Here is a 26,530-nt window from a genome sequence, read left to right as displayed (position 1 = left end):
GCGTTACACGCTGCTGTCAACACCTCTTTTTCTCCGCTTTCGATCGAGAAGATCGAACCGTTGAAAGCGCCAGACAAGCCGGCATTTCCAACTCCTTCCAGGCTTCGATGATCTGAAGCCACCCGCTATCGAAACTTACACAACTCGTTGAATTTCAAGGAGTTTTCCGTTTCGACTGCGCTGGAAGTGGGGCGAATTATAGAGACTCAGAATCTGCCGTCAACCTTTAATTTCGCTATTCTTGCAAAACCTGCCTTTTACCCGGCAAACGCGGGATTCGGCGAGCCACCGGTGGTAGTCGCAGCACAAGAAGCAGCCCGCCGATGAAGGCATAGACCGCCCACTCTTTAAGATCGGCGCGCACAATCCACAACATATGCAGCAATCCCAACCCGAGAATCACATACGCCAACCGATGCAACTTCTTCCAGCGCGCGCCCAATCGACGCTGGCTATAACGATTGGACGTCACCGCCAATGCCAGTAACCCCAGAAACCCGAGCGTGCCGACAATAATGTACGGACGCTTGCGTAACTCCACGCCCAGTTGCGACCAGTCGAAACCCAGGATGAATGCCACATAGCTGCATAAATGCAAAACCACATACGCAAAACACCAAAGCCCCAACTGCCGGCGCACAGCGATCCACCCTGCCCACCCCGTAAGCTTCTGCAACGGCGTCATGCTCAAAGTAATCAACAGCAACACCAATGTCCCAAGCCCAAGCCGATCGACCAGCACTTTTCCGGGATCCGGCCCGAGCTGATCCTCAAAGGCCTGATAGAACCACCACAACGGCCAGATAGCCGCCGCAATAAAAACGCTCACACGCCAGAACGGATATCGCATCAGTAGTTCTTCCGCAGATCGAGCCCTGTATATAAAGAAGCGACTTCGTCCGAGTAGCCGTTGAACATCTGCGTATCACGCACATTCGGCTTGAACAGACTATTGGGAAGACGCCGCTCCCGAGCCTGAGTCCAGCGAGGATGATCAACCGTCGGGTTCACGTTCGCATAGAAGCCGTATTCATCCGCCGCAATGCTCTGCCAGGTCGTCTTCGGCTGTTCACTGACCAGACTGATACGCACGATGGATTTGACACTCTTGAAGCCATACTTCCACGGCACCACCAGACGCAACGGCGCGCCGTTCTGATTCGGCAATTCCCGGCCGTACATCCCGACGGCCAGGATCGCCAACGGATTCATTGCCTCATCCAGACGCAGGCCTTCTACATAAGGCCAGTCGATCAGGGCAAATCCTGAACGCTGTCCCGGCATGCTCTTGGGATCCTGCAATGTTTCAAAACGGATGTATTTGGCGTTGGACGTTGGCTCGACCTGCTTGAGCAGCGCCGAAACGGGAAAGCCGATCCAGGGAATGACCATCGACCACGCTTCAACGCAACGCAGGCGATAGATGCGCTCCTCCAACTGGTAAGGTTTCATGAAGTCTTCCAGTGCATAGCGCCCCGGCTTACCCACCTCCCCGTCCACCACCACACTCCACGGTTCGGTCTTCAGCGATCCGGCATTTGCCGCCGGGTCACCCTTGTCGGTACCGAACTCATAGAAGTTGTTGTAGTGGGTCGCGTCCTTATAGGGCGTGATCGCCTCATCCTTGACGTTCACGGCCCCCCATTTAATAGAAGTATGCTTCTCGGCAAACCAGGCGGGCGCATTTCCGGGCTCGACATCGGCATAACGAGCGGCCTCTTCGGCACTAGCCCAACGCGGCAGACTGCTCATGGCCAGACCGGCCGCCGTAGCACCGAGCAATTGCCGGCGAGAGAGATAAATGGATTCAGGCGTGACGTCCGACTCGTGGCAGTCGGACGCTTTGGGGATTTTGATCAGCATGACAACTCCGCAGTTTTGGAGGACAGATGCACCCATAGACTGCGGAGTATGAGGGAAATTACATCACTCGACGTTTTTGTGGCGACGAAGATGCAACAGGTACTGCACCGGGCCCGAAGCCGCATAGGCGAGGAACACCAGCAGCAGGATACGTGGAGGATCACTGAACACCACGGCGAACACCAGCACCACCGCCAGGATCGCAACAAATGGCACGCGCCCCTTCAGATCCAGCTCCTTGAAGCTGTTGTACTTGATGTTGCTGACCATCAGCATGCCGGCAGCCGCCACCATCAGCGCAACCAGGAACGACATCTTCGAACCCTGGATTCCGTAGTCGCTGAATGCCCAGACAATCCCCGCCACCACACCGGCAGCAGCCGGGCTGGCCAGGCCGATGAAGTAGCGCTTGTCGGCAGTGCCGACCTGAGTGTTGAAGCGCGCCAGACGCAACGCCGCACCCGCCACATAGATGAAGGCGACCATCCAGCCGACCTTGCCCATGTCACCCAGGGCCCAACCGAATGCCAGCAATGCCGGCGCGACGCCAAAGGCAACCATGTCCGACAGCGAGTCGTACTCGGCACCGAATGCACTTTGCGTGTTGGTCATGCGTGCCACGCGGCCGTCGAGACCATCGAGCACCATGGCGACGAAGATCGCGATGGCCGCGAAGGCGAAGTACTTGCTCGCATTCGCCGAGTCACCGGCGCTCAAGGCAGCCTGGGCACTCATCGAATTGATGATGGAATAGAACCCCGCGAACAGGTTCGCAGTGGTGAACAGATTCGGCAGCAGATAGATACCACGATGCCGGACTTTACGACCTTCTGCGTCATGCCCTTCTTCGACATGTTCATCGATGGGCAGCAGGCTTTCGGCGTCTGAAGCCTGGTTCGGCTCTTCGGGACGTTCGCTCATGGACATTACCTTGCAACGGATTGGACATTTTCGACAGGTGTCTGGGACGACGGTTCGGCCACAAACGATGCAGCTTTATACCAGAACCGCCCGCCCATACGAAAAAACGCGGCCGAGGCCGCGTTTTTTCTTACAAGAGTCGAAGACTTAGTTTTTGGCTTTGTCGACGATCTTGTTGGCACCGATCCACGGCATCATGGAGCGCAGTTGCTCGCCGATGATTTCGATACCGTGAGCGGCGTTGTTACGACGCTTGGCGGTCATCGAAGGGTAGCCGGTTGCGCCTTCGCTGATGAACATTTTGGCGTATTCGCCGTCCTGAATACGTTTCAGGGCGTTGCGCATGGCCTGACGGGATTCGGCGTTGATCACTTCCGGACCGGTCACGTACTCGCCGTATTCAGCGTTGTTGGAGATCGAGTAGTTCATGTTGGCGATACCGCCTTCGTACATGAGGTCAACGATCAGTTTCAGTTCGTGCAGGCACTCGAAGTAGGCCATTTCCGGCGCGTAGCCAGCTTCAACCAGAGTTTCGAAACCGGCTTTTACCAGTTCAACGGTACCGCCGCACAGAACGGCTTGTTCGCCGAACAGGTCGGTTTCGGTCTCGTCCTTGAAGGTGGTTTCGATGATGCCGGTACGACCGCCACCCACGCCGGCGGCGTAGGACAGCGCAACGTTCTTGGCGTTGCCCGAAGCGTCCTGATAGATCGCGATCAGGTCAGGGATACCGCCGCCTTTCACGAATTCGGAACGTACGGTGTGGCCCGGTGCTTTCGGCGCGATCATGATCACGTCGAGGTCGGCACGCGGAACAACCTGGTTGTAGTGGATCGCGAAGCCGTGGGAGAAGGCCAGAGTGGCGCCTTTCTTGATGTTCGGCTCGATTTCGTTCTTGTACAGCTGGGACTGGAACTCGTCCGGGGTCAGGATCATGACCAGGTCGGCGCCGGCAACAGCGGCAGCCACGTCGGTCACTTTCAGGCCGTGGGCTTCTGCCTTGGCAACGGTGGCCGAACCTTTACGCAGACCAACGGTAACGTCGACACCGGAGTCTTTCAGGTTGCACGCTTGAGCGTGGCCCTGGGAGCCGTAACCGATGATGGCAACTTTCTTGCCCTGGATGATCGACAGGTCGCAGTCTTTATCGTAGAAAACTTTCATGAATTTCCCCTTTATATCCAGGCCGTTCAGGCCAATCGCTAATTTGGTTTAGATGCTGAGTACTTTGTCGCCGCGGGCAATACCGGTAACGCCGCTGCGGACGGTTTCCAGAATCGATGCGGTGCCGATGGACTGAATGAAGCTGTCGAGCTTGTCGCTGGTACCGGTCAGTTGAACGGTATACACGCTGGCGCTGACGTCGACGATCTGTCCACGGTAGATATCGGTGGTGCGTTTGATCTCGGCGCGCTGGGCGCCAGTGGCCTTGACCTTGACCAGCATCAGTTCGCGCTCGATGTGAGCACTTTCCGACAGGTCCACCAGCTTGACCACTTCGATCAGCTTGTTCAGGTTTTTGGTGATCTGCTCGATGATTTCATCGTGGCCGACAGTGGTCAGCGTCAGACGCGACAGGGTCGGGTCTTCGGTTGGCGCCACGGTCAGGCTTTCGATGTTGTAGTTGCGCTGCGAGAACAGGCCTACTACGCGAGACAAAGCACCGGGTTCGTTTTCCAGAAGCAAGGAAATAATGTGCCGCATGATTAGGTACGCTCCGTCTTGCTCAGCCACATATCGCGCATCGAGCCGTCTTTGATCTGCATCGGGTAGACGTGCTCGCTGGTGTCGACCGAAATATCGATCACGACCAGGCGATCCTTCAGGGCGAACGCTTCTTCCATCTTCGACTTCAAATCTTTCGATTCGGTGATGCGCACGCCGACGTGGCCATAGGCCTCGGCCAGCTTGACGAAATCAGGCAGCGATTCCATGTACGAATGCGAGTGACGGCTGCCGTAGCTCATGTCCTGCCACTGACGAACCATGCCCAGTACACCGTTGTTCAAGATCACGATCTTGACCGGCAAACCGTATTGCAGGCAGGTCGACAGCTCCTGGATGTTCATCTGGATGCTGCCTTCACCGGTGACGCAGGCAACGTCAGACTCAGGGAAGCTCAAGGCGATACCCATCGCGGCTGGCAGACCGAAGCCCATCGTGCCCAGGCCACCGGAGTTGATCCAGCGGTTCGGCTTGTTGAACTTGTAGTACTGCGCAGCAAACATCTGGTGCTGGCCCACGTCGGAGGTCACAAAGGCGTCGCCCTTGGTCACTTCGCACAGGGTTTCGATCACGGTCTGTGGCTTGATCTTGCTGCCGTCGCCCTTGTCGTAAGGGAACAGGCCACGATCACCGCGCCATTCATCAACCTGCTTCCACCAGCTGGCAACGGCTTCCTTGTTCGGGGTTTCGCCGATTTCCTTGAGGATCGCGACCATTTCGGTCAGGACGCTCTCCACCGGGCCAACGATTGGCACGTCGGCCTTGATGGTCTTGGAAATCGAAGCCGGGTCGATGTCGATGTGAATGATCTTGGCGTTCGGGCAGAACTTCGGCGCGCCGTTGATCACACGATCGTCGAAACGCGCACCGACCGCCAGGATCACGTCGGCATGGTGCATCGCCAGGTTAGCGGTGTAGCTGCCGTGCATGCCGAGCATGCCGATGAACTGACGATCAGTGCCAGGGTAGCCACCCAGGCCCATCAAGGTGTTGGTAACCGGCAGGTTGAGCATTTGCGCCAGTTCGGTCAGCGGCGCGGAGCCGTTGCCGAGAATCACGCCACCGCCGGAGTACAGCACGGGACGCTTGGCCGCCAGGAGCATTTCTGCCGCTTTGCGGATTTGCCCGGAGTGACCGCGAACGGCCGGGCTGTAGGAACGCAGTTTGGCTTTCTTCGGGAAGATGTATTCGAACTTCTCGGCCGGGTTGGTCATGTCTTTCGGGATATCGACCACGACCGGGCCCGGACGACCGGATTGCGCCAGGTAGAAGGCCTTCTTCATGACTTCCGGGATTTCCGAAGCGTGCTTGATCATGAAGCTGTGCTTCACGATCGGCCGGGAGATACCGATCATGTCGGTTTCCTGGAACGCGTCGGTGCCGACCATGGTGCTTGGCACCTGACCGGAAATGATCACCATTGGAATCGAGTCCATGTAGGCTGTGGCAATACCGGTGATGGCGTTTGTGGCGCCTGGACCGGAAGTCACCAATACCACGCCGGCTTTACCGGTGGCACGGGCGTAGCCGTCAGCCATATGGGTAGCCGCTTGTTCGTGACGAACCAGGATGTGGGTCACTTCCGGTTCTTTGAACAGGGCATCGTAAACATGAAGGAGAGCACCACCCGGGTACCCGTAGATATATTTGACGCCTTCGTCACGCAAGAAGCGGACGAGCATCTCACCGCCAGATAAAAGCTCCACGTTGTTCACCTCTAAAACGCCAGAATACCGTCCACAAAAAAGGCGAACGGGTCTTAATAGGTTTACTTCTCGGCAGAGCATGAGCGACGGTGGTCGCCGACTACGTCAGCACTGACTGAGCAAGTATTGGGATCGTCCCAAGTGTTGCGGGCCTTTCCCACCCAGCGCGAGGTAACGCGTTGCGGGTGTAACAGGTCGACGCGGATATGCGCCTCATGATCTGCCGAGAGGGTCTGCTTCTGGCAGTCCCTGTACAGCGGACTTTGGATTCTTCTGTTTCGCCCTCTCCAAGTCAAGCCGTCAATGTGCTTAATTGTGGGTAAGCACATGAGAACGCAAGAAAAAACCTGAAAAGCGCTACTCTGTTAGCGTCAATTGCGCAATTTTGCCAAGGAATCAGCATGCGAACGCTCCTCGTCATACTGCTGATCGGCCTCAGCCCCTGGTGCACGGCCGGTCAGATCTACAAATGGGTCGATGCCCAAGGTGTCACGCACTTCGATGCGCAGCCGCCACAAGGTCAGCCGGCGACCACATTGCAAACGCCGCCCTCGCCCGCTCCGCGCCCAACTGCGATCCCCGGCAGCGGCGCGCTGGGCGATCAGAAAGCCATCGACGACAAGGTCAGGAAACAGGTCGCCGAGCAACAGGCTCAGCTCAAGACCTTCTGTGAACAGGCACGCACGAACCTGGCGCAGCTGCAGAACAATCCGCGCCTGAGGGAAGAGACCGAGGGGGAGTTACGTCGACTGAGCGATACGCAGCGTCAGGAGCGTATCGCAGAGACACAGAAACAGATTGCCGAAAACTGCCAGTGATCACTGGCAGTCGGCCGTTCAGCGCGAAGCGGTGATCAGCAGGTCGAACTCTTTGAGCAACACCTGCAACTGCCGGTCCTTGCCCTGCAGGTTGCGCTGGGCGAAGACCATTTCGGCCATTTCCTGTATGCCCGAGGCGTTGGGCAATGGCAGGTTCTGTTCGAGGATCATCTTCATCCGCGGCAGGAAGATCCATTGCAGCCACTGCTCGAAATCGAGGGTGTCGACCGAAAAAGGCTCGACACTGCTCAAGGCTTCAGCCGAAGGCTGGACATCATCCCACCATCCCTGGGCACGCAGTTCGCGCTCGATCAACAACAGTTGATCGGCGACTTTCGAGAAGCGCGCGTCCATCACAGCGAAACCTTGGCCTTTTGACGGGCCAGTGCGGCGCCGGCGGAATCACCTTGTTTCTCACGCGCCTGAGCGATCAGTTCCCACAGGCTTGCCTGCAAGTCCGGACGACCATTGGCCATGGTCAACGCGCGGCGGGCGGTTTGCTCGGCTTGCGGGGCATCGCCCTGGGCCATGCGCACTTGTGCCAGACGGTAAAGCACTTGCGGCTCACGCGGAGCTACGCGTTGAGCACGCTCAAGGCTGGAGGACGCGCCGTTGAGGTCGCCGCCGGCCTGCTGTTGCTGCGCCGTGCTCAACAAAGCGAGCACCGGACCATCCAGTTGCTCGTCGGCAGACAGACCGCCGCCGCTGCTGGCCGAAGGAATGCCGCTCGGCGTCGAAGGCATGCTGTAGCTGCCGGAGCTGATCGGTGCCGATTCGACCGGCGAAGGGTTGTACGGCCCTGCGGTGATACCGCCGGACGCCGGGCCCGGCACGATCGGTGAGCTGCTGATCGGTGTCGAAGCCGCAGCGCCACCAGGAACCATGACCACTACACCGGTATCGCCTTGCGGGATGGCCTGCGATTGCGCCTGACCCTGCACAGGTCGTTTCACCGTCGTCTTGCGGAAGCCGCCGTTGGCCGAAAGACGCTCGCTGTTGGACACGGTGGTGCCGGAATCCACAACCGGAATCGAACCACGCTGTACGGTGGAGCAGCCGCTGAGCAAAGCCACGGCGGTCACCGCTGGAATCAACCACTTGTTCACTTGAAACCCTCTTCGCTTAATTCATCCAGCCCTTGACCCAATCCATCACCGACTCGCTCGAGGCCGGGCTTTCGCCCGCGCAGGAGGCGCCGGGTGGCGGTTCGCTGCCGCGAATATACGGCATCTGCACGGCGCCCGGACAGTTGGCATCGGAGCCTTGGCCAGTGCGCGAATCGACCCACGCCTGCACCACGTTGTCCGGCTGCGGCATGTCCAGTGGCAGCGGGTCGGCCTTGCGCATGAAGCTGGTCCAGACCTGCAACGCACCGGTTGCACCGGTGAACGGCGTCTTGCCGTTATCGTCGCGTCCGAGCCAGACCACGGCCAGCAGATCCTGGCTGAAACCGGCGAACCAGCTGTCGCGCGAATCGTTACTGGTACCGGTCTTGCCGGCCAGTGTCAGGGTCTTGGGCAATACGTTGTAAACCGAGCTGCCGGTACCTTCACGCATGACGCGCTGCATGGCGTTCTGGATCAGGTAGATCGAGGCCGGATCAAAACGTTGCTCGATCTGGAACGGATAACGCTTGAGCGGCTCGCCCTCGGCGGTCAGCACGCTGCGAATCCCGCGCATCGGCGTATTGAAGCCACCGTTGGCGAGGGTCTGGTACATGGTCGCGACTTCGATCGGCGTCATGCCACCGGCACCCAGCAACATCGACGGGAACGCCGGGAATTCACGGGTCACACCCAGGCGCCCGATGGTCTTGAGGACATTCGGAACACCCACCGCCAGCCCGAGACGCGAGGTCGACAGGTTGTAGGAATGCGCCAGCCCTTGATAGAGGAACACCGTACCGTGGGAGCGACGATCATAGTTCTGCGGTTTCCAGACCTGACCGTCCGCGCCCTTGATGGAAAGCGGATCATCCGACAGCCAACTGGTCAGCGTGTACTGGCTCGGTTTTTCCAGTGCGGTCAGATAAACCGCAGGCTTGACCAGAGAACCAATCGGTCGCACCGCATCCAGTGCCCGGTTGAACCCGGCGTAACTGGCCTGACGGCTGCCGATCATCGCCTGGACTTCACCGGTTTCCGGATTGGTCACGACCATCGCCGCTTCCACATCGTCGGCACCTTTGCGCCCGGACAGACGCTTGAAGGTGTCATTGACCGAAGCTTCGGCTTTCATCTGCAGGATCGGGTCGAAACTGGTGAAGATCCGCAGGCCTTCTTCAGTCAAGTCTTCGTCGCGGTAGTCTTCTCGTAACTGGCGTTTGACCAGATCGATGAAGCCCGGGAACGAACTGTCGGCCAGTTTGCCGCGCGAGGTCACGCCCAGCGGCATTTTCTTCGCGGCTTCGACCTGCTCGGCGGTGGCGACACCCTGTTGCTCAAGTACGTCGAGCACCAGGTTACGTCGCTCCAGCGCCCGCTCCGGGTTGCGTCGCGGATTGTAATAGGAAGGCCCTTTGACCATGCCGACCAATAGCGCGACCTGATGCAGTTTCAGCTCGGACAATGGCTGGCCGAAGAAGAACTGGCTGGCAAGACCGAAACCGTGCACCGCACGCTGGCCATCCTGACCGACGAAGACTTCGTTGAGATAAGCCTCAAGAATTTCCTTCTTGTCGTAATGCAGCTCAAGCAGCATCGCCATCATCGCTTCGGTGAGCTTGCGGGTCAGGCTGCGTTCGTTGGTGAGGTAGAAGTTCTTGACCAGTTGCTGGGTCAGCGTACTGCCGCCCTGGGTCATCTTGCCGCCGGATGTGTTGACCCAGATCGCCCGGGCAATCGACTTCGGCGACACGCCCCAGTGACTGTAGTAATCCCGGTCTTCCACGGCGACCAAGGTTTCCAGCAGGTACGGCGGCACCTGATCGAGCTTGATCAGAATCCGGTCTTCAAGGTTTTTCGGGTAGATCCCGCCGATCAGCAGTGGCTCCAGACGCACCACCGACAGCTTCGAACCGTTCGTCGCCGAGAGCTCGGCCACGTAGTCACCGGAGAACCGCACGCGCACCGGCTGCGGTTTCTCCAGACCTTCATAGAACTGGAAACCACGGGTGTTCAGATCGACGGTATTGCCGTTGACGGCTGCAGCGCCGGGGCCATTGCTCACGGCTTCGCGGCGATAGCCCAGGGCATCGAGTTCGGTAAGGAAATCGTCCTTGCTCAACTTCTGTCCGACGAACAGTTCGAGCGGCCGCGCGTATACCTTGGCCGGGATGGTCCAGCGCTTGCCGGAGAACTTCTCCTGCACCACGGCATCGAGGTAAACGGCGAAGCCGGCCAGCACCACAAGGCCGACCAGACTGAGTTTCAGGGCCCAGCCCAACCATGGGCGCAGGCCCCGGGAAGGTGGTTTTTTAGGAGTGCGGGGGGATCGAGTACGAGTCATGGCGGCGGATTATACGCACTTTATTCATACTCAACAGGAGCGCTCCGAGGTTTGCGTCGGGCTGGCGAGCGGCCATAATGGCGGCCTCGAATTTCCCCAGTCTCTGAAGGATCGCCTGTGAGCCAGTCCCTGATCGCCGCCCTGCAAAACCCTGCCCTGTTTGCGCACCCTGTCGAAGGGTTTCAGGTCATCGAAACCCATATCTCGTGGGTCCTGCTCACCGGCCCTTACGCTTATAAAGTGAAGAAGCCGGTGAACTTCGGCTTTCTCGACTTCACCAGCCTCGAATCCCGCGAGCACTTCTGTGGCGAAGAGCTGCGCCTCAACCAGCGCCTGACCGAAGATTTGTATCTGGAAGTGATTCCAGTCACCGGCACTGTCGAAGCCCCGCAACTGGGTGGCGAAGGCCCGGCCATCGAATACGTGCTGAAAATGCGCCAGTTCCCGCAGACCGGTCTGCTAAGCACCCTGCAGGCCAACGGTGAGCTGACCACCACGCACATCGACGAAATGGCCGAGCAGATTGCCCGTTTCCACCTCAGCGCGCCGAAAGTCCCGGCCGAGCACGATGCCGGTACTCCGGAAAGCGTGATGGCGCCGGTTCGCCAGAACTTCGAGCAGATCCTGCCGTTCCTCAGCGACAAAGCCGACCTGCTGCAACTGGATGCCCTGCAAGCCTGGGCCGAAAGCAGCTTCGAACGTTTGAAGCCTCTGTTCGCCCAGCGCAAGGCCGAAGGCTTCACCCGCGAATGCCACGGTGACATTCACCTGGGCAACGCCACGCTGATCGACGGCAAAGTGGTGATCTTCGACTGCATCGAATTCAACGAACCGTTCCGCTTCACCGACGTCTGGGCCGACACCGGCTTCCTGGCAATGGACCTGGAAGACCGCGGCCTGAAATCCCTGGCCCGCCGTTTCATCAGCCAGTACCTGGAACTGACCGGTGACTACCAGGGCCTGGAAGTGTTGAACTTCTATAAGGCTTACCGTGCACTGGTGCGTGCGAAAGTTGCCCTGTTCAGCATGCCTGCCGACGCGACGCCGGTGCAGCGCGCCACCACCCTGCGCCAGTACCGCAACTACGCCAACCTGGCAGAAAGCTACAGCACCATTCCTTCGCGTTTCATGGCGATCACCCACGGCGTATCCGCTGTAGGCAAAAGCCACGTGGCCATGCGTCTGGTCGAAGCTCTGGGCGCGATTCGCCTGCGTTCCGATGTCGAGCGCAAACGTCTGTTCGGCGAACAAACCGTCGCCAATGATGTTCAGGCCGGTATTTACAGCGCCGATGCCAGCACCGCCACCTATGCTCGCCTGCATGAAATCGCCGAAGTGATCCTGCACGCCGGCTTCCCGGTGGTGATCGATGCCACTTACCTCAAGCGCGAACAACGTGACAGTGCAGCCAAGGTTGCCGAGGCCACCGGCACGCCGTTCCTGATCCTCGACTGCAACGCGCCGCAAGCAGTGATCGAGAGCTGGCTGGCGATTCGTCAGGCAGACAAGAAGGATCCGTCCGACGCCACACTGGCCGTGATCGAAGCCCAGCAGGCCAATCGTGAAGCCCTGACCCCGGATGAAATCCTGCGCAGCAAACGCGTGCAGACCAACGAATCCGGCACCCTGGATACCGTCGTGGCGCAAATCCGCCAGCGCCTGCCAGGTCTGTAAGAAACTATTTCGGCCGTGAAGCCCTCGCTCGATTCACGGCCGTCAAATAGTGGCACTATACTGGCGTCATAAAACCAACAGGTGATCTGACATGAGCCAGCCGAAACTTCTCGACACCCCGCTTTATGCCTTGCTGCACAAAGACGACATAACCGGTTTCAACAAAGAACGTCCGAAAGACGGCCCGATCGATATGGTCGGCGGTGATTTTCGCGGCCTCGACTTGCGCGAATTGAACGCTGATGGCGTGGATTTCCGGGACGCCTACTTCCGTTCCGCTGATCTGCGCGGCATCGACTTTCGCAATGCATCCCTGGAGGGAGCCAGCCTGGCCCACGCGCAGATTTCCGGGGCTTACTTCCCGCCGGAGCTGAGTGCAGACGAAATTCTGATGTCGATGAATTTCGGCACCCGCCTGCGCTATCGCACCCGCTGAGCCACCCAAAGGCTGACCCGTCCAGCGCCCCCGCTTTGCGCTGGACTGCGTGTTATTCGAGCTTTTTCGCGCCCTCCCCATCCTGATCCTTCAGTGAAAACCTGACCCTTCTTAGAAGCTTTTGCGTCGAATCCGACCAAACAACCACGCTTTTCCTACTGATGGCTACACTCCTGAGATGATCGCCCACGCACCATTCGGCCGTCGCAAGGAGGCTTGATGAATGATGAACTGCAACACTTGAAGAATCTTGGCAAGACGTCGGCGCAATGGCTGCATGCCGTGGGCATCCACAGCGCCTCGGATCTACGTCGCCTGGGCGCCGTGGATGCCTATCGGGCCGTGCGCACGCGCGGGTTCCGGGCGTCGAAGGTGTTGCTGTATGCGATCGAAGGGGCGTTGATGGATGTGCACTGGAACGACATTCCCGCCGAACGCAAGGACGCTCTGAACAAACAGCTCGAAGCCATTTCCTCTCGCCACAAGAACTGACGGGCACCCACCTTCATGTATCTGCTCGGGGAACAATCGGCGCCGGCCGAATCAATGATCAACCGCTTGCAGAACCTGCCCGGTCAATTTCTGCGGGACCTTGCACCGTGCGGGCCCGTGCTGGAGCTGGAAGCCACGGATGATCTGATGGCCCGGTTGCCGGGCGATCAACTGTTTCTACTGATGGACGGCGTCATCAATGGCCGCTTCGGAGGTCGAGCGCTGTTCTATTGGCAAGAAGGTGATCTGATTGGCCTGCAGCAGGGTCCTGACTGGGCGGATTGCATTCTTTGCTCCGACGGTCCGTTGAGTCTGCTGCCCTTCCGTCGACACGATTTGTTCCAGCATGTGTATTCAGAGCCCGCGCGCTCGGAGCAGTTTCTGCACTATCTGTTGGGCCAGATGGCGCTGCTGGCCCATGCGATTGGCGAACTGAAGCCACGGGAGTTTCGCAGCACCAATGGCTTTAAACGGGTCGAGGCCGGAGAAGTGTTGATCCGCGAAGGCGATCCCGCCGATCACGTGTTCGTGATAATCGAAGGACATGCACAAGCGTTCGTCGACGGGCACAAGGTTGGTGAAGTGCCCAGGGACGAGATTTTCGGCGCCATGGCGATATTCACCGGTGAACCCCGCAACGCAACCGTCGTTACCTGCGAACCGAGTACCGTGATGCTGATTCCCGGCGATCAGTTTCTGAGCATGACCCGCAGCAATCCGAAAATCGCCCACAGCCTGATCGAAAGCATGGCGCGGCGCATCGACCAGCTCAACAAGCAGCTCACGGCACTTGACCGTCCAAGCTGAAGCCCAGTTTTTTCGGGGCTTTTCAGCCATTCCCCAAACAAAACCGAAGAAATGGAAAAACACTCGTTGACTTGTTAATGAGAATCGCTATGATTATCACAACTGGTCGCGAGATCAGTCGATATTCTGAAAAGCCCTTGGTTCGGACTCTCAGATTATCTCCTCATCAGGCTAATCACGGTTATTTGACCCGGTTTTTCCGGGTCTTTTTTTGCCTGCAAGAAAGTCATTGGCCGAACTGTTTGCGCATCTCGGCACAGTAATCCGGTTTCGGCGTAGCCGGTGTGAACCAGACATAATCGGCCATGGCCGCCGTAACCTCGCTGCCCTGCTCCGCAAGCATCAACACCGTCGGTGTTTCGGGTGCGCCCAGATCCAGCACATGCAGCGGCACACCCACATCCTTGCGCGCATGGAACGCACCAGCGAACAACAACGCCGGCGCAGGCGCCGCCAACAACCTTGTCGCCATCCGCCGATCCCGTTGCTGCTGCACCGCCAGCATCGCCGGCATCTGCGACTGAGGCAGCAAGCCACAGTGCGAATCACTGATCTGCCCGGCCAATTCGTTTTTCACCGACTGGGCGTTACTGCGTTCCCCTTGCAGAACCGGAGGCTGGCGATAGAACGCACGAATTTCACTGTTATCAACATTGGCCGCCAGCAGCGGATACGGTTGCGTGAAAGCAAACCGGACAATCGGCCCGTAGAGATTCCAGTCCCAACCCTCCTGCCACGCCAGCTCGACCGGAAGATCAGCGGGAGGCTTTGGTGCACGCCGCACACCATCAACCCGCGATTGTTGATCGGGGGTCAGCATTTCCAGCAAGAGGCTACCCTGAGGGCGCTTTTCGCCCAGACTCTGCAGCAGCCACAATTGCACGGCATGGTGATCGGCGTTGTCGTGCTGCTCACCCACGATCACCCGCGCCGGCTCACCCAGACGCGTCAGCAATTCTTGCGGGGTAATCAGCGTTCCGCTGCGCAGGTCGCGAATCTCGCCAGTGACCGGTGGCGGAGCGACATGTTGGCAACCGCCAAGCAACAACAACGCAAACAGCAAAATCCCACGCATGCTTTCACCTCGATGACGAAATCAGCGGGCGATGATCAGCGGATGCCCGCGCTCCGGGTGTGACTGCACCAAAACCTCCAGACCGAATACGGCCTTGAGCGACTCCGGACGCAACACCTGCTGCGGCGTGTCCAGCGCCACCGGACGCCCGCCCTCAAGCAGCAAGATGCGATCACAATAGCGCGCCGCCAGGTTCAGATCATGCAGGATCACCATCACAGCAGCGCCGCGATCGGCAAACTCGCGCACGGCTTGCAGCGTAGTGTGTTGATGCAGCGGATCGAGCATCGAAGTCGGCTCATCCAGCAACAGGGTCTGCCCGGCCTGCCCCGGCCACAACTGAGCCAGCACGCGGGCCAGATGCACCCGCTGGCGCTCGCCACCGGACAACGCCAGATAACTGCGCCCGCTCAGGTGACCAGCATCCGCAGCCGATAACGCGGCGGCAACAATCTCGTCATCGCGCACGACGCCGGTCTGATAAGGCAAACGCCCCATTCCGACCACCTCTTCGACGCGAAAGGCGAAATCCAGCGTCGATACCTGCGGCAATACCGCCAGCCGCTGCGCACGCTGGGTGCCGCTCCAATGGCCAAGGTTTTCACCGTCGAGAAGAACACTGCCTTCGCTGGCGCTCAGTTCACCGCACAACGCCCCGAGCAACGTGCTCTTGCCGGCACCGTTGGGACCGAGCACGCCGAGCACCTCACCCGGTTCCAATTGCAGACTGACGTCCGCCAGTACCGTCTTGCGACCACGACGGATGTGCAGATTGTGCGCACGCAACATCAGGCACGTCCTCGCAACAACAGATAAAGGAAGAACGGCGCGCCGATGAATGCGGTGACGATACCGATCGGCAACTCTGCCGGCGCCAGGGCCAGCCGCGCTACCAGATCCGCCAGCAACAACAGACTGGCCCCGGCCAGCACCGACGCGGGCAACAACACCCGATGATCCGGCCCGGCGAGCAAACGCACCAGATGCGGCACCACCAGCCCGACAAAGCCGATCATCCCCGCCGCCGCCACCGCGGCACCGACACCCAGCGCCGTGCAGAACACCAGCTCACGCTTGAGCCGCTCGACATCTATCCCCAGATGCCCGGCTTCCGATTCCCCAAGCAACAACGCATTCAAAGCATTCGCCCGGCGCGGAAGCCACAACGCGACGCCGGCACTGATGATCAGCAGCGGCCACAACCGCGCATAACTTGCACCGTTGAGACTGCCAAGGTTCCAGAAAGTCAGGGTTCGCAGGGTGGCGTCGTCCGCCAGATAGGTAAAAAGCCCCACTGCCGAACTGGCCAGCGCAGTCAGGGCGATGCCTGCCAGCAACATGGTCGCGACATTGGTCTGCCCGTTGCGACGGCCGAGCCGATAGACCAGCGCCGTCACCCCGAGACCGCCGAGAAACGCACACACAGACAGCAGATACGGGCCGAACCATTCCGGCAAACCGCCGAAGAACGAACCACCGACAATCGCCACCGCCGCGCCTAAAGCAGCGCCACTGGATACGCCAACCAAGCCGGGATCGGCCAGCGGATTTCGAAACAAGCCCTGCATCGCCACACCGGACAACGCCAGCACGCCGCCGACCGCCAACCCAAGCAAGGTCCGAGGCAGACGTATCTGCCCGAGAATCAGCTCTGCCTGCTCCAGCCCGTCCGGGGCCAACGGCACGCCGATCATGCGCAACGCCGCGCGCAAGGTATCGATCAGCGGCAGGCTGACCGGCCCCAACGCCAGCGACAGCCAGATCGCCAACAGGCACAACAGAATCAGGCCGATGAACAAGCCACGGGGTTTGACCAGCGTGGTCATTGGCCGCTCTGGGTCGGGTAGAAACCGTCAGACAGGGTTTTCAACGCAGCAGGTAAACGTGGCCCGAGACCGCCGACCAGCAGCGTCGGGTCCAACTCCAGCACTCGTCCGGATTTGGCCGCACGACTGGAATTGAGGATCGGGTTTTCCTTGAACAGTGCCGCTTTCGCCGCTTCGCCGGTCAGTGCGCGATCAGCGAACACCAGCACTTCCGGGTCGAGCCCGGCCAGGGATTCCACGGAAAACGGCTTGTAGCCGGTGTGAGTGGCCAGGTTGTGTCCGCCCGCCTGTTGCAGCATCCAGTCGGCAGCGGTGTCCTTGCCGGCAATCAATGGTTTGCCGCCGGCATGTCCGAGCAGCAACAGCACACCCGGAGCTTTCTGTTTCGACTGCACCGCCACCACGCGCGCCTTCTGTGCATCGAGTTGCTGTTGATAACTTTGCAGCAGCTGAGTCGCCTGAGTCTCGGCGCCCAGCAACCGGCCCAGATGGGTGACGTTCTTTTCCAGCGTCGGAAGGTCCGGCTGAGCGGAGAACAACTCCACCTGCACCTTGGCACTGCGAACCTGTGAAATGACCGGCGGCGGGCCCATTTCTTCGGTGCCGATCAGGATGTCCGGGCGCAGGCTGAGAATGCCTTCCGCCGACAGGCTGCGCTGATAACCGATGCTCGGCAGCGACTTGAGGGACTCGGGATGCTGGCTGGTGGTGTCGACGCCCACCAGTTTCGCCTCGCCGCCCAACGCACTCACCCATTCCGACAACGCACCGCCGGCACTGACCCAGCGTTGCGGCAATTGGGCCGCTGCAGCCTGGTGGCTGACCAAAAGTCCGACACACAGCACGGCAACGCGGGTACTCAGGCGCATAGACAGCTTCCTTTATAGGATTTTCCCGGGCATCGGGGCGGCAGGCCAAGTATCCTCGGCAGCGGCCACCGCGCGGCGGACGAAGGCGGCCATTTGATAATTGTTTGCATTTAAACGTCAAGCTCGGACATATCCGGACACGAGCTGACACTTGAGGATAGCCATGAAGTTTCTGTGCACGGGCGCCGATTTGCTCGAAGCCACCAGCCGCGGGTTCGAGATCGACGGCAAAAAACTGTTCGCCGTGCGCCGGGCCGGCAAGGCGTACGTCTATCTCAACCGCTGCCCGCACCGCGGTGTCGGGCTCGAGTGGCAACCCGACCAGTTTCTCGACCCGAGCAACAGTCTGATTCAGTGCGCCACTCACGGCGCACTGTTTTTGATCGAGAACGGTGAATGCGTCGCTGGCCCTTGCGCCGGGCAATCGCTGACGGTCATCGATTGCCGTGAAGATGCACAAGGACTGTGGGTCGACGTTTAACCGTCGAGCAATACGTCCAGTCGACGATCGATCAACATTTCTTCGTGGTTCAAGCGCACGCCATAAGCCAGCACCTCGACACCGGACGCCACCGCCTCGCGCAAGGCATCGGCGTAGGCAGCATCGATCTCCACGGCCGGGCGTACTGCTTCGATACCCGTCAGATTCACGCAGTACAACTGCACCGCCCGAATCCCGTCCCGCGCCAGATGCGCCAGCTCACGCAAATGCTTGGCGCCCCGATCGGTCACCGCATCGGGAAAGGCCGCCACCGCCGTACCGTCAAAGCCCAGCGTGACGCTCTTCACTTCCACGTACGCCGGCCCTGTCGGGTATTCGAGGCGAAAGTCGATGCGGCTTTTTTCCTGTCCGTAGGCCACTTCGCGCTTCAGTGCGGTAAAACCGTTCAACTCGCTGATGACACCGGCCTGCAAAGCCTCTTCGACCAGGGCATTGGCGCGCCCGGTATTCACACAGAACAGCCGCCCCTGCGGGGTTTCGCCGATTTCCCAGGTGCCGGGCAGCTTGCGCTTGGGGTCATTGGAGCGACTGAACCAGACCTGTCCGCCTTCGACCTGACAATTGAGCATCGAACCGGTATTCGGACAGTGAATCGTCAGCAGTTCGCCGCCAACGGTTTCGATGTCAGCGAGAAAGCGCTTGTAACGGCGGATCAACCGGCCTTCTTCAAGAGGAGGAAGAAAGCGCATCAGCCTTGCCAGCTCTTCAAGCCGCGACCAATGCGTTCCACTGCTTCCTGTAAGCGAGGGAGGTTTTGCGTGTAGGCAAAACGCACATGGTGACTGGCCTGATAACGACCGAAATCCAGCCCCGGGGTAAACGCTACGTGCTCGGTTTCAAGGAAGTGACGGCAGAACGCGAAGGCATCACCGCCGAACTGGCTGATATCGGCGTACAAATAGAACGCGCCTTCCGGCTCTACGGCGATATTGAAACCCAGCTCCCGCAATGCCGGCAGCAAGAAATCGCGGCGACGGCCGAATTCGGCGCGGCGCTCTTCGAGGATGGCGATGGTGTCCGGCTCGAAACAGGCCAGCGCCGCATGCTGAGCCATGCTCGGTGCGCTGATGTAGAGGTTCTGCGCGAGTTTTTCCAGCTCACTGACCGCCGCATCCGGCGCCACCAGCCAGCCGAGACGCCAACCGGTCATGCCGAAATATTTGGAGAAACTGTTGAGGACAAACGCGCTGTCGTCGACTTCCAGCACACTGGCGGCATCGGTGCCGTAAGTCAGGCCGTGGTAGATCTCGTCCACCACCAGATGCCCGTGCCGCGCCTTGATGGCTGTGGATAACCCCGCCAGCTCATCGCGGGTCAGAATCGTGCCGGTCGGGTTGGCCGGTGACGCGACCAGTGCGCCGACACTGTCGTGATCCCAGTGGCGCTCCACCAGATCAGGCGTCAGTTGATAGCGTACGTCCGGCCCGACAGGAACCAGTTGCGCAGCGCCTTCAACCAGTCGCAGAAAGTGCCGGTTGCACGGATAACCGGGGTCGGCCAGCAGCCAGTGCTTGCCCGGGTCCACCAGCAACGCACTGGCCAGCAACAGCGCCCCGGAGCCGCCCGGGGTGATCAGAATCCGCCGTGGATCAATATTCAGGCCATAGCGGGTCTGGTAGAAACCGGAAATCGCCTCGCGCAGCTCAGGAATGCCACGGGCGGCGGTGTAACGGGTTTTCCCCGCTGTCAGCGCAGCCTGGCCGGCGCGGATGATCGGCTCGGCGGTCGTGAAGTCCGGCTCGCCGATTTCCAGGTGGATCACGTCGTGACCGGCGGCCTGCAATTCATTGGCCCGCGCCAGCAACGCCATCACATGGAACGGTTCGATCGCACGACTGCGCGCACTGTAGGGCTGAGCCATTGGCCTTCCTTCAACGAGTGAAAAGAAACGATTCTACCCATCTGCCGGAACGAGCGAGAACCCGCAGCGGTCACAGCCTCAAGAACGCTGGACTGTAACAAGGCAAACGTACGCTCCAGGATTGACTAAAATCAGTGATTGTCAGGTCTCCAGCACCACCAGACATGGCTTGGCAAACATTTGCAGGCACCACCGGCCGCGGGCTCGACATCCGGGAGTAGCGCGGGCCGAATTGATCTGGTAAGTTCGCCCGCTTGCAGCCGCAGGGCCGGCAGGTGTCGGTGATGGAGCAATCCTGCGCAATGGATTACAAGAGTAGAGGCGGTCCATTTCATGCCCACCCAAGCAAAGCAACAGCAGCAACAGGCGATCAGCGGTTTCGAACCTTACGTTCCGGCCGAAGGCGAAGAGTACATGGGCAAGCCCATGCGCGCGCACTTCACCAAGATCCTGACCAAGTGGAAACTGGACTTGATGCAGGAAGTCGACCGCACTGTTGATCACATGAAAGACGAAGCAGCCAACTTCCCTGATCCGGCCGACCGTGCCAGCCAGGAAGAAGAATTCGCCCTTGAGCTGCGTGCCCGCGACCGCGAGCGCAAACTGATCAAGAAGATCGACAAGACGCTGCAGTTGATCGAAGACGAAGAGTACGGCTGGTGTGATTCCTGCGGCATCGAGATCGGCGTCAAGCGCCTCGAGGCCCGCCCGACTGCCGACATGTGCGTCGACTGCAAGAACCTTGCGGAAATCAAGGAAAAGCAGGTCGGCAAGTAATCCCGACCTGAACGAGAAACGGAGCGTGCGAACGCTCCGTTTTTGTTTCTGCCGTTTTTTACTCTTCAAGTAACATCGCCCTCATGACTGCCAACACCTCCCCCGCCTACATCGGCCGCTTTGCCCCGACACCCAGTGGACACCTGCACTTTGGCTCACTGGTGGCTGCGCTGGCTTCTTACCTGGATGCCCGCTCGGTGAACGGCCGCTGGCTGGTGCGCATGGAAGATCTCGATCCGCCCCGGGAAGAGCCGGGGGCGCAGGCAGCGATTCTCAAGGCCCTGGAAAGCTACGGTTTCGAATGGGACGGCGAAATGATCCGCCAGAGCGACCGGCATGACGCCTACGCGCAAGTGCTCGACAGCCTGTTCAATCATGGCCTCGCGTACGCCTGCACCTGCTCGCGCAAACAACTGGAGCCCTATCACGGCATTTATCCGGGACTGTGCCGCAATGCCGGCCATGGCCAGGAAGACGCCGCGATCCGCCTGCGTGTGCCGGAACTGGAATATCACTTCATCGACCGGGTGCAGGGCGAATACCGTCAACATCTGGGCCGTGACGTGGGTGATTTCGTGATCCGCCGCCGCGACGGCCTCTACGCCTATCAACTGGCGGTGGTGCTGGACGATGCGTGGCAGGGCATCACCGACATCGTGCGCGGCGCCGACCTGCTCGACTCGACGCCACGCCAGCTCTATCTGCAAGAACTGCTGGGCCTGCGCCAGCCACGTTATCTGCATCTGCCGCTGATTACCCAGCCCGACGGCAACAAGCTCGGCAAGTCCTACCGCTCGCCACCACTGGAAGCGGATCAAGCTACCCCGTTGCTGCTGCGGGCCTTGCGCGCGCTGGGGCAAAACCCTGGCGCCGAACTGGCCCACGCCTCACCGCAAGAGCTGTTGAATTGGGGCAGCGCCCACTGGGATGCCTCGAAAATCCCGCGCACACTGACCCTGCCCGAAGCGCAACTGCTGTGACGACACTTGCAGTGGCGCGCCCATCCGTTACCATCGCCGCACGTTTTCGGGCACGCGCATAAAAAAGAGAGGCCGGGATGTACATCTATCGCTTGGTCCTGCTTCTGGTCGTGGGGATCTACCTGTTTTCTCCCGCCATCATGGATTGGTGGATCGACGCTACGGGCGCCTGGTATCGCCCTTATCTGCTCTGGCTGATCCTGATTGTCGTGACCTTCATCCTGCAGAGCCAAAAAGATGCCGATGAGCTTTAGCCTGACCCAGATGCTGCTGATCAGCGCCGCCTACCTGGCCGCGTTGTTCGGCGTGGCATGGATCAGTGAGCGGGGCATGATCCCCCGGGCGATCATTCGCCATCCGCTGACCTACACCCTGTCGCTGGGGGTCTACGCCAGTGCGTGGGCGTTCTACGGTACGGTCGGGCTGGCTTATCAGTATGGCTACGGCTTTCTGTCCAGCTATCTCGGGGTGTCCGGTGCGTTTCTGCTGGCGCCGGTGTTGCTGTATCCGATCCTGAAGATCACCCGCACCTATCAACTGTCGTCGCTGGCGGACCTGTTCGCCTTCCGCTTCCGCAGCACCTGGGCCGGTGCGCTGACCACGATTTTCATGCTGATCGGCGTACTGCCGTTGCTGGCCCTGCAGATCCAGGCCGTGGCCGATTCCATCGGCATCCTCACCGGCGAACCGGTACAGAATCGCGTGGCCCTGGCGTTCTGCGCACTGATCATCCTGTTCACGATCTTCTTCGGCTCGCGCCATATCGCCACCCGTGAAAAACACGAAGGACTGGTGTTCGCGATTGCCTTCGAATCGGTGATCAAACTGGCTGCCCTCGGCGGCGTCGGCCTCTACGCGCTGTACGGTGTATTCGACGGCCCGCAACAACTTGAACTGTGGCTGCTGCAGAACCAGACCGCCCTCGCCGCCCTGCACACGCCGCTGCAGGAAGGCCCGTGGCGCACGTTGCTGCTGGTGTTTTTCGCCTCGGCGATCGTGATGCCGCACATGTATCACATGACCTTTACCGAAAACCTCAACCCGCGCTCGCTGGTCAGCGCGAGCTGGGGCCTGCCGCTGTTCCTGCTGCTGATGAGCCTGGCGGTGCCGCTGATTCTCTGGGCCGGCCTGAAACTCGGCGCCACCACCAATCCGGAATACTTCACCCTCGGCATCGGCATCGCCGCCAACAGCAAGGCGCTGGCATTGCTGGCCTATGTCGGCGGCCTGTCGGCGGCCAGCGGCCTGATCATCGTCACCACGCTGGCGTTGTCGGGCATGGCCCTGAACCATCTGGTGCTGCCGCTCTACCAGCCTCCGGCTGAAGGCAACATCTACCGCTGGCTGAAATGGACCCGCCGCGCCTTGATCGTCGCGATCATCATGGCCGGTTTCTGCTTTTACCTGATGCTCGGCGCGGAACAGGATTTGGCCAACCTCGGCATCGTCGCCTTCGTCGCGACCCTGCAATTCCTGCCCGGCGTGCTGTCGGTGCTGTACTGGCCGACCGCCAACCGCCGGGGCTTCATCGCCGGGCTGCTGGCAGGGATCCTGGTGTGGGTAGTGACCATGCTGCTGCCGCTGGTCGGCAATCTTCAGGGTTTCTATATTCCGCTGCTGAACATGATCTACGTGCTGGACGACACAAGCTGGCACATGGCGGCCATCGCCTCGCTGGCGGCCAACGTCTTGATGTTCACTTTGATTTCGCTGTTCACCAATGCCAGCCCCGAAGAGGCCAGCGCCGCCGAAGCCTGCGCTGTGGATAACGTGCGTCGTCCGCAACGTCGGGAATTGCATGCCGCCTCGCCCCAGGAATTCGCCACGCAACTGGCCAAGCCATTGGGCGCCAAGGCTGCGCAAAAGGAAGTCGAACAGGCCCTGCGCGACCTCTATCTGCCGTTCGATGAACGCCGCCCTTACGCCTTGCGTCGACTGCGCGACCGGATCGAAGCCAACCTGTCCGGCCTGATGGGCCCGAGCGTCGCCCAGGACATGGTGGAAACCTTCCTGCCCTACAAGGCCGGCGGCGAAAACTACGTCACCGAAGACATCCACTTCATCGAAAGCCGCCTCGAGGACTATCACTCGCGCCTCACCGGTCTCGCTGCCGAACTTGACGCCCTGCGCCGCTACCACCGCCAGACCTTGCAGGAATTGCCGATGGGCGTCTGCTCGCTGGCCAAGGATCAGGAGATCCTGATGTGGAACAAGGCCATGGAAGAGCTGACCGGGATTGCCGCGCAACGGGTGGTCGGATCGCGCCTGAGTACCATCGCCAATCCGTGGAAAGAATTGCTGCAAGGCTTCATCAACCTGCCCGACGAGCACCTGCACAAACAGCACCTGGCCCTCGACGGCCAGACCCGCTGGCTGAACCTGCACAAAGCGGCGATCGACGAGCCGCTGGCACCGGGTAACAGCGGCCTCGTGCTGTTGGTGGAAGATCTGACCGAAACCCAGATGCTCGAAGACAAACTGGTGCACTCCGAACGGCTGGCCAGCATCGGTCGACTCGCGGCCGGCGTGGCCCATGAAATCGGCAACCCGATCACCGGCATTGCCTGTCTTGCGCAAAACCTTCGGGAAGAACGCGAAGAAGATGGCGAGCTGACGGAAATCAGCGGCCAGATCCTCGAACAGACCAAACGCGTGTCACGCATCGTGCAGTCGCTGATGAGTTTTGCCCACGCCGGCAGCCATCAGCACAGTGACGAGCCCGTCTGTCTGGCGGAAGTGGCTCAGGATGCCATTGGTCTGCTGGCCCTGAACCGGCGCAATTTCGAAGTCCAGTTCTACAACCTGTGCGACCCCGATCACTGGGTCGAAGGCGACCCGCAGCGGCTCGCCCAGGTGCTGATCAATCTGCTCTCCAACGCCCGTGACGCCTCGCCTGCCGGCAGTGCGGTGCGGGTCAAGAGCGAAGCCGGCGAACACACGGTCGATCTGATCGTGGAGGACGAAGGCAGCGGCATTCCGTCGAGCATCATGGACCGATTGTTCGAACCTTTCTTCACCACCAAGGATCCTGGCGAAGGCACCGGTCTGGGCCTTGCACTGGTCTATTCCATCGTTGAAGAGCATTATGGACAAATCACCATCGACAGCCCGGCTGATGTTCAGAGCCAGCGCGGCACCCGTATCCGGGTGACATTGCCGCGCCATGTCGAAGCGACGTCCGCTGTGAACTGAGACCGTCGAGAGTATCGAATCAATGCCGCACATTTTGATCGTCGAAGACGAAACCATTATCCGCTCCGCCTTGCGCCGCCTGCTGGAACGCAACCAGTACCAGGTCAGCGAAGCCGGTTCAGTGCAGGAAGCACAAGAACGCTTCAGTATTCCCACATTCGATCTGATCGTCAGCGACCTGCGTCTGCCGGGTGCGCCGGGCACCGAACTGATCAAGCTCGGTCAGGGTACGCCGGTGCTGATCATGACCAGCTACGCCAGCCTGCGTTCGGCGGTCGACTCGATGAAGATGGGCGCGGTGGATTACATCGCCAAGCCTTTCGACCACGATGAAATGCTTCAGGCCGTCGCCCGGATCCTGCGTGATCGCCAGTCGGCGCCGGCTACCGGCGAAGTCGTTGCCGGCAAAACTGCCAACAGCAACGGCAAATCCGCCATCGACAACAGCAACGGCGAGATCGGCATCATCGGCTCCTGCCCACCGATGCAGGACCTTTACGGCAAGATCCGCAAAGTCGCCCCGACGGATTCCAATGTCCTGATCCAGGGCGAGTCCGGCACCGGTAAGGAACTGGTGGCCCGCGCCCTGCACAATCTGTCGAAACGCGCCAAGGCACCGATGATTTCGGTGAACTGCGCCGCCATTCCGGAAAGCCTGATCGAGTCCGAACTGTTCGGGCACGAGAAAGGTGCGTTCACCGGCGCCAGCGCCGGTCGTGCGGGTCTGGTGGAAGCGGCGGACGGCGGCACGCTGTTCCTCGACGAGATCGGCGAATTGCCTCTTGAAGCCCAAGCCCGCCTGTTGCGCGTTTTGCAGGAAGGCGAAATTCGCCGGGTCGGCTCGGTGCAGTCGCAGAAAGTCGATGTCCGACTGATCGCCGCGACCCACCGCGACCTCAAGAGCCTGGCGAAAATCGGCCAGTTCCGCGAAGACTTGTATTACCGCCTCCATGTGATCGCGTTGAAACTGCCGGCCCTGCGCGAGCGTGGTGCCGACGTCAATGAAATCGCCAATGCGTTCCTTGCCCGCCAGAGCGCACGCATCAACCGCACCGACCTGAAATTTGCCGCCGATGCCGAACAGGCGATCCGGCACTATTCCTGGCCGGGTAACGTGCGGGAACTGGAAAACGCCGTCGAGCGCGCCGTCATCCTGAGCGAAAGCCCGGAAATTTCCGCCGACCTGCTGGGCATCGACATTGAGCTGGGGGATCTGGAGGACGACGAGTTCATCGGTCTGCCGGCGCAACCGGCCGGTAACGCCAGCAACAGCAGCCACGAGCCGACCGAAGACCTGTCGCTGGAAGACTACTTCCAGCATTTCGTTCTCGAGCATCAGGACCACATGACCGAGACCGAACTGGCGCGCAAACTGGGCGTCAGCCGCAAATGCCTGTGGGAACGCCGCCAGCGCCTGGGCATTCCACGGCGCAAGACCGGGGTCGCCAGCGAGAGCTGAACGTTACCTGTCGAGTGTGCGGGTAACCGTTGAATGTGTGAAAAAACTGTTACCTCAGTCTTTTCACGTAACAGAAGCCGGGGTTATCGGTAACGAAACC

26 protein-coding genes are annotated in these 26,530 nt (G+C 60.1%); 11 read left to right on the top strand and 15 right to left on the bottom strand.

Annotated elements, in window-relative coordinates; all coding sequences use genetic code 11:
* Window positions 1–235 precede the first annotated feature (235 nt).
* The 6 genes from msrQ to AC07NR_RS29035 form a co-directional block, all read right to left on the bottom strand.
* Window positions 236–850, bottom strand: coding sequence for a protein-methionine-sulfoxide reductase heme-binding subunit MsrQ (gene msrQ / locus AC07NR_RS29060; RefSeq protein ID WP_495079998.1), 615 nt, complete (start codon window positions 848–850; stop codon window positions 236–238).
* On the bottom strand, window positions 850–1,863 hold the full coding sequence (gene msrP / locus AC07NR_RS29055; protein WP_248740416.1) for a protein-methionine-sulfoxide reductase catalytic subunit MsrP: 1,014 nt from the start codon (window positions 1,861–1,863) through the stop codon (window positions 850–852). The genes msrQ and msrP overlap by 1 nt, the downstream gene beginning before the upstream one ends.
* A gap of 63 nt (window positions 1,864–1,926) precedes the next feature.
* On the bottom strand, window positions 1,927–2,784 hold the full coding sequence (gene pssA / locus AC07NR_RS29050) for a CDP-diacylglycerol--serine O-phosphatidyltransferase (RefSeq protein WP_085712132.1): 858 nt from the start codon (window positions 2,782–2,784) through the stop codon (window positions 1,927–1,929).
* Between the two features lie 147 nt (window positions 2,785–2,931).
* Entirely contained in the window at window positions 2,932–3,948 is a 1,017-nt protein-coding gene (gene ilvC, locus AC07NR_RS29045) for a ketol-acid reductoisomerase (RefSeq protein ID WP_007959661.1), read from the bottom strand.
* A gap of 48 nt (window positions 3,949–3,996) precedes the next feature.
* The gene (gene ilvN / locus AC07NR_RS29040; protein ID WP_003205610.1) at window positions 3,997–4,488 is read right to left on the bottom strand and encodes an acetolactate synthase small subunit; all 492 of its coding nucleotides are present in this window, start codon (window positions 4,486–4,488) and stop codon (window positions 3,997–3,999) included.
* A gap of 2 nt (window positions 4,489–4,490) precedes the next feature.
* Complete coding sequence (locus AC07NR_RS29035) at window positions 4,491–6,215, bottom strand: acetolactate synthase 3 large subunit (protein ID WP_134828122.1); 1,725 nt, start codon at window positions 6,213–6,215, stop codon at window positions 4,491–4,493.
* Window positions 6,216–6,616: 401 nt separating this feature from the next.
* Between AC07NR_RS29035 and AC07NR_RS29030 the strand changes: the two genes are divergently transcribed.
* Window positions 6,617–7,033 carry a DUF4124 domain-containing protein gene (locus tag AC07NR_RS29030; RefSeq protein ID WP_423204307.1) on the top strand — a complete coding sequence of 139 codons (417 nt, stop codon included), beginning with the start codon at window positions 6,617–6,619 and terminating at the stop codon, window positions 7,031–7,033.
* 18 nt (window positions 7,034–7,051) lie between these two features.
* On the opposite strand, the gene AC07NR_RS29025 is transcribed toward AC07NR_RS29030, so the two are convergent.
* Genes AC07NR_RS29025 through mrcB form a run of 3 tightly spaced genes read right to left on the bottom strand, consistent with a single transcriptional unit; the run spans window position 7,052 to window position 10,480 of the window.
* Complete coding sequence (locus AC07NR_RS29025) at window positions 7,052–7,387, bottom strand: YqcC family protein (RefSeq protein WP_096820921.1); 336 nt, start codon at window positions 7,385–7,387, stop codon at window positions 7,052–7,054.
* Entirely contained in the window at window positions 7,387–8,139 is a 753-nt protein-coding gene (locus tag AC07NR_RS29020; protein WP_085712135.1) for a tetratricopeptide repeat protein, read from the bottom strand. The genes AC07NR_RS29025 and AC07NR_RS29020 overlap by 1 nt, the downstream gene beginning before the upstream one ends.
* A gap of 16 nt (window positions 8,140–8,155) precedes the next feature.
* Window positions 8,156–10,480, bottom strand: coding sequence for a penicillin-binding protein 1B (mrcB, locus tag AC07NR_RS29015; protein ID WP_085712136.1), 2,325 nt, complete (start codon window positions 10,478–10,480; stop codon window positions 8,156–8,158).
* 117 nt (window positions 10,481–10,597) lie between these two features.
* Here mrcB and AC07NR_RS29010 point away from each other — a divergent pair, with 117 nt between their 5' ends.
* The 4 genes from AC07NR_RS29010 (at window position 10,598) to AC07NR_RS28995 (ending at window position 13,889) form a co-directional block, all read left to right on the top strand.
* A complete protein-coding gene (locus AC07NR_RS29010; protein ID WP_248740418.1) occupies window positions 10,598–12,154 on the top strand; it encodes a bifunctional aminoglycoside phosphotransferase/ATP-binding protein in 1,557 nt (518 codons plus the stop codon).
* Between the two features lie 91 nt (window positions 12,155–12,245).
* The gene (locus tag AC07NR_RS29005; protein ID WP_085712138.1) at window positions 12,246–12,590 is read left to right on the top strand and encodes a pentapeptide repeat-containing protein; all 345 of its coding nucleotides are present in this window, start codon (window positions 12,246–12,248) and stop codon (window positions 12,588–12,590) included.
* Window positions 12,591–12,809: 219 nt separating this feature from the next.
* Complete coding sequence (locus AC07NR_RS29000) at window positions 12,810–13,082, top strand: TfoX/Sxy family protein (protein ID WP_003228231.1); 273 nt, start codon at window positions 12,810–12,812, stop codon at window positions 13,080–13,082.
* A 15-nt stretch (window positions 13,083–13,097) separates the two neighbouring features.
* A complete protein-coding gene (locus tag AC07NR_RS28995) occupies window positions 13,098–13,889 on the top strand; it encodes a Crp/Fnr family transcriptional regulator (protein ID WP_423204309.1) in 792 nt (263 codons plus the stop codon).
* A gap of 226 nt (window positions 13,890–14,115) precedes the next feature.
* On the opposite strand, the gene AC07NR_RS28990 is transcribed toward AC07NR_RS28995, so the two are convergent.
* The 4 genes from AC07NR_RS28990 to AC07NR_RS28975 are packed head-to-tail and all read right to left on the bottom strand — an operon-like array spanning window position 14,116 to window position 17,659.
* Window positions 14,116–14,964: a ChaN family lipoprotein gene (locus tag AC07NR_RS28990; RefSeq protein ID WP_248740420.1), complete on the bottom strand. Its 849-nt coding sequence runs from the start codon at window positions 14,962–14,964 to the stop codon at window positions 14,116–14,118.
* Between the two features lie 21 nt (window positions 14,965–14,985).
* Window positions 14,986–15,753, bottom strand: coding sequence for a heme ABC transporter ATP-binding protein (locus AC07NR_RS28985; protein ID WP_495079997.1), 768 nt, complete (start codon window positions 15,751–15,753; stop codon window positions 14,986–14,988).
* Window positions 15,753–16,736 (bottom strand): FecCD family ABC transporter permease, encoded by a 984-nt coding sequence (locus AC07NR_RS28980; protein WP_495079999.1) that lies wholly within the window; start codon window positions 16,734–16,736, stop codon window positions 15,753–15,755. The genes AC07NR_RS28985 and AC07NR_RS28980 overlap by 1 nt, the downstream gene beginning before the upstream one ends.
* Before the next feature lie 50 nt (window positions 16,737–16,786).
* Entirely contained in the window at window positions 16,787–17,659 is an 873-nt protein-coding gene (locus tag AC07NR_RS28975; RefSeq protein ID WP_248740422.1) for a heme/hemin ABC transporter substrate-binding protein, read from the bottom strand.
* Between the two features lie 163 nt (window positions 17,660–17,822).
* On the opposite strand from AC07NR_RS28975, the gene AC07NR_RS28970 reads away from it, so the two are divergent.
* A complete protein-coding gene (locus tag AC07NR_RS28970) occupies window positions 17,823–18,140 on the top strand; it encodes a Rieske (2Fe-2S) protein (protein WP_248740423.1) in 318 nt (105 codons plus the stop codon).
* On the opposite strand, the gene sfsA is transcribed toward AC07NR_RS28970, so the two are convergent.
* On the bottom strand, window positions 18,137–18,850 hold the full coding sequence (sfsA, locus tag AC07NR_RS28965; RefSeq protein ID WP_495079996.1) for a DNA/RNA nuclease SfsA: 714 nt from the start codon (window positions 18,848–18,850) through the stop codon (window positions 18,137–18,139). The two genes, AC07NR_RS28970 and sfsA, sit on opposite strands and share 4 nt — an antisense overlap.
* Window positions 18,850–20,022 carry a pyridoxal phosphate-dependent aminotransferase gene (locus AC07NR_RS28960; RefSeq protein ID WP_085712146.1) on the bottom strand — a complete coding sequence of 391 codons (1,173 nt, stop codon included), beginning with the start codon at window positions 20,020–20,022 and terminating at the stop codon, window positions 18,850–18,852. The genes sfsA and AC07NR_RS28960 overlap by 1 nt, the downstream gene beginning before the upstream one ends.
* A 333-nt stretch (window positions 20,023–20,355) precedes the next feature.
* Here AC07NR_RS28960 and dksA point away from each other — a divergent pair, with 333 nt between their 5' ends.
* The 5 genes from dksA (at window position 20,356) to AC07NR_RS28935 (ending at window position 26,430) form a co-directional block, all read left to right on the top strand.
* Window positions 20,356–20,799, top strand: coding sequence for an RNA polymerase-binding protein DksA (gene dksA / locus AC07NR_RS28955; RefSeq protein WP_085712147.1), 444 nt, complete (start codon window positions 20,356–20,358; stop codon window positions 20,797–20,799).
* Window positions 20,800–20,882: 83 nt separating this feature from the next.
* Window positions 20,883–21,779 carry a tRNA glutamyl-Q(34) synthetase GluQRS gene (gene gluQRS, locus AC07NR_RS28950; RefSeq protein WP_423204313.1) on the top strand — a complete coding sequence of 299 codons (897 nt, stop codon included), beginning with the start codon at window positions 20,883–20,885 and terminating at the stop codon, window positions 21,777–21,779.
* 77 nt (window positions 21,780–21,856) lie between these two features.
* Window positions 21,857–22,033 (top strand): hypothetical protein, encoded by a 177-nt coding sequence (locus AC07NR_RS28945; protein ID WP_003176118.1) that lies wholly within the window; start codon window positions 21,857–21,859, stop codon window positions 22,031–22,033.
* Entirely contained in the window at window positions 22,017–24,971 is a 2,955-nt protein-coding gene (locus AC07NR_RS28940) for a sensor histidine kinase (RefSeq protein WP_167748781.1), read from the top strand. The genes AC07NR_RS28945 and AC07NR_RS28940 overlap by 17 nt, the downstream gene beginning before the upstream one ends.
* 22 nt (window positions 24,972–24,993) lie before the next feature.
* Window positions 24,994–26,430 carry a sigma-54-dependent transcriptional regulator gene (locus AC07NR_RS28935; RefSeq protein ID WP_495079995.1) on the top strand — a complete coding sequence of 479 codons (1,437 nt, stop codon included), beginning with the start codon at window positions 24,994–24,996 and terminating at the stop codon, window positions 26,428–26,430.
* The last annotated feature ends 100 nt before the right edge of the window (window positions 26,431–26,530 follow it).

This window comes from Pseudomonas sp. GW821-FHT09C09, assembly GCF_059418105.1.
This window is presented reverse-complemented; position numbering and strand designations above follow the sequence as displayed.

Bases quoted from the DNA above. Each gene is read 5' to 3' on its own strand.
- msrQ (WP_495079998.1), bottom strand. From the start codon at position 850: ATGCGATATCCGTTCTGGCGTGTGAGCGTTTTTATTGCGGCGGCTATC.
- msrP (WP_248740416.1), bottom strand. From the start codon at position 1,863: ATGCTGATCAAAATCCCCAAAGCGTCCGACTGCCACGAGTCGGACGTC.
- pssA (WP_085712132.1), bottom strand. From the start codon at position 2,784: ATGAGCGAACGTCCCGAAGAGCCGAACCAGGCTTCAGACGCCGAAAGC.
- ilvC (WP_007959661.1), bottom strand. From the start codon at position 3,948: ATGAAAGTTTTCTACGATAAAGACTGCGACCTGTCGATCATCCAGGGC.
- ilvN (WP_003205610.1), bottom strand. From the start codon at position 4,488: ATGCGGCACATTATTTCCTTGCTTCTGGAAAACGAACCCGGTGCTTTG.
- AC07NR_RS29030 (WP_423204307.1), top strand. From the start codon at position 6,617: ATGCGAACGCTCCTCGTCATACTGCTGATCGGCCTCAGCCCCTGGTGC.
- AC07NR_RS29025 (WP_096820921.1), bottom strand. From the start codon at position 7,387: ATGGACGCGCGCTTCTCGAAAGTCGCCGATCAACTGTTGTTGATCGAG.
- mrcB (WP_085712136.1), bottom strand. From the start codon at position 10,480: ATGACTCGTACTCGATCCCCCCGCACTCCTAAAAAACCACCTTCCCGG.
- AC07NR_RS29005 (WP_085712138.1), top strand. From the start codon at position 12,246: ATGAGCCAGCCGAAACTTCTCGACACCCCGCTTTATGCCTTGCTGCAC.
- AC07NR_RS29000 (WP_003228231.1), top strand. From the start codon at position 12,810: ATGAATGATGAACTGCAACACTTGAAGAATCTTGGCAAGACGTCGGCG.
- AC07NR_RS28995 (WP_423204309.1), top strand. From the start codon at position 13,098: ATGTATCTGCTCGGGGAACAATCGGCGCCGGCCGAATCAATGATCAAC.
- AC07NR_RS28990 (WP_248740420.1), bottom strand. From the start codon at position 14,964: ATGCGTGGGATTTTGCTGTTTGCGTTGTTGTTGCTTGGCGGTTGCCAA.
- AC07NR_RS28985 (WP_495079997.1), bottom strand. From the start codon at position 15,753: ATGTTGCGTGCGCACAATCTGCACATCCGTCGTGGTCGCAAGACGGTA.
- AC07NR_RS28975 (WP_248740422.1), bottom strand. From the start codon at position 17,659: ATGCGCCTGAGTACCCGCGTTGCCGTGCTGTGTGTCGGACTTTTGGTC.
- AC07NR_RS28970 (WP_248740423.1), top strand. From the start codon at position 17,823: ATGAAGTTTCTGTGCACGGGCGCCGATTTGCTCGAAGCCACCAGCCGC.
- sfsA (WP_495079996.1), bottom strand. From the start codon at position 18,850: ATGCGCTTTCTTCCTCCTCTTGAAGAAGGCCGGTTGATCCGCCGTTAC.
- AC07NR_RS28960 (WP_085712146.1), bottom strand. From the start codon at position 20,022: ATGGCTCAGCCCTACAGTGCGCGCAGTCGTGCGATCGAACCGTTCCAT.
- dksA (WP_085712147.1), top strand. From the start codon at position 20,356: ATGCCCACCCAAGCAAAGCAACAGCAGCAACAGGCGATCAGCGGTTTC.
- gluQRS (WP_423204313.1), top strand. From the start codon at position 20,883: ATGACTGCCAACACCTCCCCCGCCTACATCGGCCGCTTTGCCCCGACA.
- AC07NR_RS28945 (WP_003176118.1), top strand. From the start codon at position 21,857: ATGTACATCTATCGCTTGGTCCTGCTTCTGGTCGTGGGGATCTACCTG.
- AC07NR_RS28940 (WP_167748781.1), top strand. From the start codon at position 22,017: ATGCCGATGAGCTTTAGCCTGACCCAGATGCTGCTGATCAGCGCCGCC.
- AC07NR_RS28935 (WP_495079995.1), top strand. From the start codon at position 24,994: ATGCCGCACATTTTGATCGTCGAAGACGAAACCATTATCCGCTCCGCC.